This window comes from Kitasatospora sp. NPDC056327 (genome assembly GCF_042261735.1).
Taxonomy (GTDB): Bacteria; Actinomycetota; Actinomycetes; order Streptomycetales; family Streptomycetaceae; genus Kitasatospora.
Map to the genome: position 1 here is coordinate 1 of NZ_JBHJRC010000316.1, position 6,284 is coordinate 6,284.

Annotated in this window: 4 protein-coding genes; 2 read left to right on the plus strand and 2 right to left on the minus strand. The window is 75.6% G+C overall.

Annotation, left to right across the window (positions count from 1 at the left end; all coding sequences use genetic code 11):
- Positions 1-44 precede the first annotated feature (44 nt).
- Both meaB and ACFCX4_RS31010 read right to left on the minus strand, forming a co-directional pair.
- Complete coding sequence (meaB, locus tag ACFCX4_RS31005) at positions 45-1,001, minus strand: methylmalonyl Co-A mutase-associated GTPase MeaB (protein WP_376149712.1); 957 nt, start codon at positions 999-1,001, stop codon at positions 45-47.
- 86 nt (positions 1,002-1,087) lie between these two features.
- The gene (locus tag ACFCX4_RS31010) at positions 1,088-2,281 is read right to left on the minus strand and encodes an acetyl-CoA C-acetyltransferase (protein WP_376149715.1); all 1,194 of its coding nucleotides are present in this window, start codon (positions 2,279-2,281) and stop codon (positions 1,088-1,090) included.
- A gap of 255 nt (positions 2,282-2,536) precedes the next feature.
- Between ACFCX4_RS31010 and mce the strand changes: the two genes are divergently transcribed.
- Both mce and ACFCX4_RS31020 read left to right on the plus strand, forming a co-directional pair.
- Complete coding sequence (mce, locus tag ACFCX4_RS31015; protein WP_376149717.1) at positions 2,537-2,980, plus strand: methylmalonyl-CoA epimerase; 444 nt, start codon at positions 2,537-2,539, stop codon at positions 2,978-2,980.
- 555 nt (positions 2,981-3,535) lie between these two features.
- Positions 3,536-6,284: hypothetical protein (locus ACFCX4_RS31020; protein WP_376149720.1), on the plus strand; the 2,749-nt coding region annotated here is incomplete at its 3' end.

Below are 6,284 nucleotides of genomic sequence, written 5' to 3' on the forward strand. Positions count from 1 at the left end.
GGCACCCGGGCCGGGTGCCGCCCTTGCGCCGTGCCCGGGCCGGCTCAGCCCGTGGTCAGCCCGGCCACCAGGCGGTCGGCCGCGCCGTACGGGTCCAGCTCGCCGCCGGCCACCCGCTCGGCCAGCGCGGCGAGCTGCCGGTCGCCGCGCAGGTCCCCGATCCGGGCCCGCAGCGCGGCCAGGGCGATCGCCTCGATCTCGTCGGCGGCCCGGCGGCGGCGCCGGACGGCCAGCTCGCCGTGCTCGTCCAGCCAGGCACGGTGCTTCTCCAGCGCCTCGACCACCTCGTCCACGCCCTCGCCGCGGGCCGCGACGGTCTTCACGATCGGCGGGCGCCAGTCCCCCGCCCCGCGGGCCCCGCCGAGACCCAGCATGTGGTTGAGCTCCCGGGCGGTGGCGTCGGCGCCGTCCCGGTCGGCCTTGTTGACCACGAACAGGTCGCCGATCTCCAGGATCCCGGCCTTGGCGGCCTGGATGCCGTCGCCCATCCCGGGGGCGAGCAGCACCACCGTGGTGTCGGCCTGCGCGGCGATCTCCACCTCGGACTGGCCGACGCCGACCGTCTCCACCAGGACGACGTCGCAGCCGGCCGCGTCCAGTACCCGCAGCGCCTGCGGGGCGGCCCGGGACAGGCCGCCGAGGTGGCCGCGGGTGGCCATCGAGCGGATGAACACCTCGGGGTCGGTGGCGTGGTCCTGCATCCGGACCCGGTCGCCGAGCAGCGCGCCGCCGGAGAACGGCGAGGACGGGTCGACCGCCAGCACGCCGACCCGCTTGCCCAGCCGCCGGTAGGCGGAGACCAGCGCCGAGGTGGAGGTGGACTTTCCGACGCCGGGCGAGCCGGTCAGGCCGACGGTGTAGGCGTGCCCGGTGTACGGCGCCAGCGCGGCCATCACCTCGCGCAGCTCGGGCGCGGCGTTCTCGACCAGCGAGATCAGGCGGGCGACGGCCCGCGGACGGCCCTGCCGGGCCTGCTCGACCAGGGTCGGCACATCGATCATCGGGTGGGTGCTCCTTGCGCCGAAGGGCCGCGGACCACTCGTGGTGGTCCGCAGCCCTGGTGTGATTCCGGTCGGTACGCCGGTCGTCAGGCCTTCGGCACCCGGACGATCAGCGCGTCGCCCTGGCCGCCGCCGCCGCAGAGCGCGGCGGCACCGGTGCCGCCGCCGCGGCGCTGCAGCTCCAGCGCCAGGTGCAGCACCAGGCGGGCGCCGGACATGCCGATCGGGTGGCCGAGCGCGATCGCGCCGCCGTTGACGTTGACGATCTCCGGCGAGACGCCGAGGTCCTTGGTGGACTGGTGGGCGACGGCGGCGAAGGCCTCGTTGATCTCGATCAGGTCGAGGTCCCCGACCGTGATGCCCTCCTTGGCGACCGCGTGCCTGATCGCGTTGGACGGCTGCGACTGCAGCGAGTTGTCCGGGCCGGCGACGTTGCCGTGCGCGCCGATCTCGGCGATCCAGCTCAGGCCCAGCTCCTCCGCCTTGGCCCGGCTCATCACGACGACGGCGGCGGCGCCGTCCGAGATCTGCGAGGAGGTGCCGGCCGTGATGGTGCCGTCCTTGGTGAACGCCGGGCGCAGCCGGGCCAGACCCTCGACGGTCGTGTCGGCGCGGATGCCCTCGTCCTGGCTGAACAGGACCGGCTCGCCCTTGCGCTGCGGGATCGCGACCGGAACGATCTCGGCGTCGAAGACGCCGTCGGCCTGCGCCTTGGCGGCCCGCTGGTGCGAAGCGGCGGCGATCTCGTCCTGGACCTCGCGGGGGATGCCGAGGCGGGTGTTGTGCCGCTCGGTGGACTCGCCCATCGGGATGTTCTCGTAGGCGTCGGTCAGGCCGTCGTGGGCCATCGCGTCGAGCAGCTCGATCGCGCCGTACTTGTGGCCCTCGCGGGACTTCGGCAGCAGGTGCGGGGCGTTGGTCATGGACTCCTGGCCGCCGGCCACCACGATGTCGAACTCGCCGGCCCGGATCAGCTGGTCGGCCAGCGCGATGGCGTCCAGACCGGAGAGGCAGACCTTGTTGACGGTGAGCGCCGGGACGTTCAGCGGGATCCCGGCCTTGACGGCGGCCTGGCGGGCCGGGATCTGGCCGGCGCCGGCCTGCAGCACCTGGCCCATGATCACGTACTGGACCTGGTCGCCGGTGATGCCGGCCCGCTCCAGCGCCGCCCTGATCGCGAATCCGCCGAGATCGGCGCCGGAGAAGCCCTTGAGGGAGCCGAGCAGCCGGCCCATCGGGGTCCGTGCCCCGGCGACGATCACAGAGGTGGTGTTGGTCATGGGACGAGCCCCTTCGCACGTCGTGGCCAGGTGGAGGATTCCGCTCAATCTACTGACCTGTTACCCGCCCGTCACCGGACCCAAGATGTGATCGAGCGCACTGGCACCGTCCAGTCAACACCGTGCCGCGCCGATCCGGGTGAACCCCGCCGCGGGCCCGTGTGAGCAGACTCGCACCACGATCACTGGCGCCGCCGGTCGTCATGCGCTGCACTGTTGCCGTCCTGTCGCACCAGTCCCGGACCGGAGGCCACCGTGCTCACCCGCATCGACCACATCGGCATCGCCTGCCACGACCTCGACAAGACGGTCGAGTTCTACCGCGCCACCTACGGCTTCGAGGTGTTCCACAGCGAGGTCAACGAGGAGCAGGGCGTCCGCGAGGCCATGCTCAAGATCAACGACACCGGCGACGGCGGCGCCTCCTACCTGCAGCTGCTGCAGCCGATCCGCGAGGACTCCCCGGTCGGCAAGTGGATGGCGAAGAACGGCGAGGGCGTCCACCACATCGCCTTCGGCACCGCCGACGTCGACGCCGACTCCGAGGAGATCCGGGGCAAGGGCGTCCGGGTCCTCTACGAGCAGCCGCGGACCGGCTCGATGGGCTCGCGGATCACCTTCCTGCACCCCAAGGACTGCGGCGGGGTGCTGACCGAGCTGGTCACCGCCGCGGAGCCGGGCGCGCACGGGGCCCACTGAGCCGTTCCCGGGTGCCGCGGCGGCGCGGCACCCGGTTCCCCCGGCGCCCCGCGACCCTCATGACCCGTCAGTAACCTCGTCCGGCAACCCGGAAAACCCCCACGCGGCCATTCCCCCGCAGGATGCTCCCACTACAATGCCCAGGTGCGCGAAGACTCCGGGGGACGGGGACGACGGGCACGGCCGAAGACAGGCCCGTCCGCCCCGGTGGGAGGCCCGTCGCAGGGGAGTCCACTTCGCGGGCACGGCTGAACAGTCGCAAGACGGATCTGTCACCATTCTCCACAAGGCAAGAGTTCGCCCAGGAGTCCACCCGGACGGGGGAACGCGGATCGACCGCGCTCCCGCACCCAGGACTCCGACGACCGCGGCGGGCGGCCCCGGACCAAGGGGCGCCCGGACGGCGCGGATGCAAGGACCAGTCGGACCGGTGCCCGGACAACGGGGCACGGACCGGCCGGGTCGAGGACGCGACCAGGAGATGGATGGGACCGCGGAGTGCGGGGCTACGACCGCTACGAGGTTGACGATCACCTCTCCCAGTTCGAGGCCGAGATGGATCGGACTCGGAAGGAGCGGGACAAGGCAGTCGAGCATGCCGAGGACCTCGCCTACCAGGTGGAGGTGCTCCGGGCCAAGCTGCACGAGTCCCGCCGCATGCTCGCCCAGCCGCGCGCCTTCGACGCCGTCTCCGGCCAGGCCGAGCAGATGCTCCGCACCGCCGAGATGCAGGCCCAGCAGCTGCGCGCCGACGCCGAGCGCCAGCTGCGCGACTCCCAGGCCGCGACCCAGCGGATCATGGCCGAGGCCGCCGAGCGCACCGCCCGGCTGGAGGCCGAGCTGACCGCCCGGCGCCGCCAGCTGGAGGACGAGCTCGCCGAGCTGCGGCGCAGCGCCGAGCAGCACGTCAGCGAGAACGTCAACTGGGCCGAGCAGACCCGGGCCGGTACCGAGCAGGAGGCCCAGCGCCTGCTGCAGGAGGCCCGGGCCGAGGCCGACCGGATGATGGGCGCCGCCCGTGCCGAGGCGGCCGCGCTGGCCGACCAGGCCCGCGCGCAGACCGCCGCCGACGTCGACGCCGCCCGCGGCGAGGCCCAGGCCGCCGCCGAGGCCGCCATCCAGCGCGCCCAGAGCGACGCCGAGCGGCTGCTGCGGGCCGCCTCCGACCAGGCCCAGCAGGCCGGCGCCCAGGCCGCCGCCGACGTCGACGCCGCGCGCGGCGAGGCCCAGCAGCAGCGCGCCGCCGCGCACGCGGCCGCCGAGCAGCAGCTGGCCGTCGCCCGGGCCGAGATCGGCCGGCTCAAGGAGGCCGCCGCCCAGGAGCAGTCCCGCGCCGAGCAGCAGCTGGCCCATGCCCAGGCCGAGATAGCACGGCTGCGCGCCGAGGCCGTCGCCGAGGCCGAGCGCGCCCACCACGAGGCCGTCGAGCTGCGCGCGCAGGCCGAGGCCGCCGCCGAACAGCTGCAGGCCGACGCCGAGGCCGCCGCCGTGCGCAAGGCCGCCGACGGCGAGGCCGCCAACGAGCAGCGCTCGCAGACCGCCCGGGCCGAGGTGGCCCGGATGGTCGCCCAGGCCACCAAGGAGGCCGACGCGATCCGCGTCGAGGCCGCCACCAAGCAGGCGGAGGCGGACGCCGCCAAGGCCGCCGCCGCCGAGGAGAGCGAGCGGCTGCGCGCCACCGCCGAGTCGGTGGCCGGACAGCTTCGCGCCGAGGCCGAGGCCGCGATCGCCGAGCTGCGCGAGCGGGCCGAGCGGGACGTCGCCGAACTGCGGGCGCAGGCCGGGGCCGCCGCCGAGCAGCTGCGCGGCGAGGCCGAGGAGGCCGGCCGCGCGGCCGGTGCCAAGGAGGCCGCCGCCGCGCTGGCGAAGGCCGCCAGGTCCGCCGAGGAGATGCTGAACCGGGCCGACGGGGACGCCGAGGCCGCCCGCGCCGGGGCCACCGCCGAGGCCGAGCGGATCCGCACCGAGGCCGCCGCCGAGGCCGAGCGGCTGCGCGAGCAGGCGCGGGCCGCCGTCGAGGCCGCCCAGAACGCCGCCCTGGACGACGCCGCCGCGGTGCGCGAGCGGATCCAGGAGATGCAGGACGAGGCCGCCCGGCTGCGCGCCGAGGCCGAGGAGCTGCGCGCCCAAGCCGCAGCCGAGGCCGACCGGGTGCGCGGCGAGGCCCGCCGGCAGGCCATGGGACAGATCGAGGAGTCGGCGAAGAGCGCCGAGGAGCTGCTCACCAGGGCCAAGGCCGACGCGGACGAGCTGCGCGCGGGCGCCGCCGCCGAGATCGAGCGGCTGCGCGAGCAGACCAAGGAGCAGGCCACCGAGACCCAGGGCCGGGCCGAGCAGACCCTGGAGCGGGCCCGTGCCGAGGCCGCGAAGATCACCGCCACGGCCGAGCAGCAGGGCCAGGACGCGCTCACCGCCGCCAAGGCCGCGGCGGCCGAGAACCGCGCCGCCGCCGAGCGCGAGACGGCCGAACTGCGCCGTGAGGCGGGCGAGTTCGACCAGCAGATGCGCAGCGGTGCGACCGCCGCCGCGGAGACCCTGCGGGCCGACGCGCAGGCCGAGGCGAGCGCCGTGCGCGACGCCGCGGTGGCCGACGCCGAGCGGGTCCGCACCGAGGCCGACGCCGAGGCCGCCCGCACCAGGGCCGAGTCCGTGGCCGCCGCCGAGGCGCTGCGCGAGGAGAGCCGCCGCGAGCGTGAGGAGGCCTCCGCCGGGCTGCTCCGGGAGCGCGAGGAGACCGCCGAGCAGCTGTCGGCCGCCAAGGCCGCCCGGGAGCGGGCCGGGGCCGCCGCGGAGGAGCTGACCACCCGCACGGCCGCCGAGACCGCCGCGGTGCGCGAGGCCGCCGACACCTACGCCGAGCAGGTCCGTGCCGAGGCCGACACCGCCGCCGCCGACCTCACCGAACGCACCGCCGCCGAAACCGCCCGCCTCCGGGCCGAGGCCGAACGCGCCCTCGAAACCGCCGAAACCACCGCCGCACAGCGCCGCGCCGAAGCCGAGGCCACCGCCAAGGGGCTGCGCGAGCGCACCGAGGCCGAGGCCGCCGCGGTGCGCGAGGCCGCCGACGCCCACGCCGAGCAGGTCCGTGCCGAGGCCGGCACCGCCGCCACCGACCTCACCGAACGCACCGCCGCCGAAACCGCCGCGGTACGCGAGGCCGCCGACACCTACGCCGAGCAGGTCCGCACCGAGGCCGATACCGCCGCCACCGACCTCACCGAACGCACCGCCGCCGAAACCGCCCGCCTCCGGGCCGAGGCCGAACGCGCCCTCGAAACCGCCGAAACCACCGCCGCACAGCGCC

Excerpts from the sequence above, each read along its gene's own strand:
- meaB (WP_376149712.1), bottom strand. The coding sequence starts at position 1,001 with ATGATCGATGTGCCGACCCTGGTCGAGCAGGCCCGGCAGGGCCGTCCG.
- ACFCX4_RS31010 (WP_376149715.1), bottom strand. The coding sequence starts at position 2,281 with ATGACCAACACCACCTCTGTGATCGTCGCCGGGGCACGGACCCCGATG.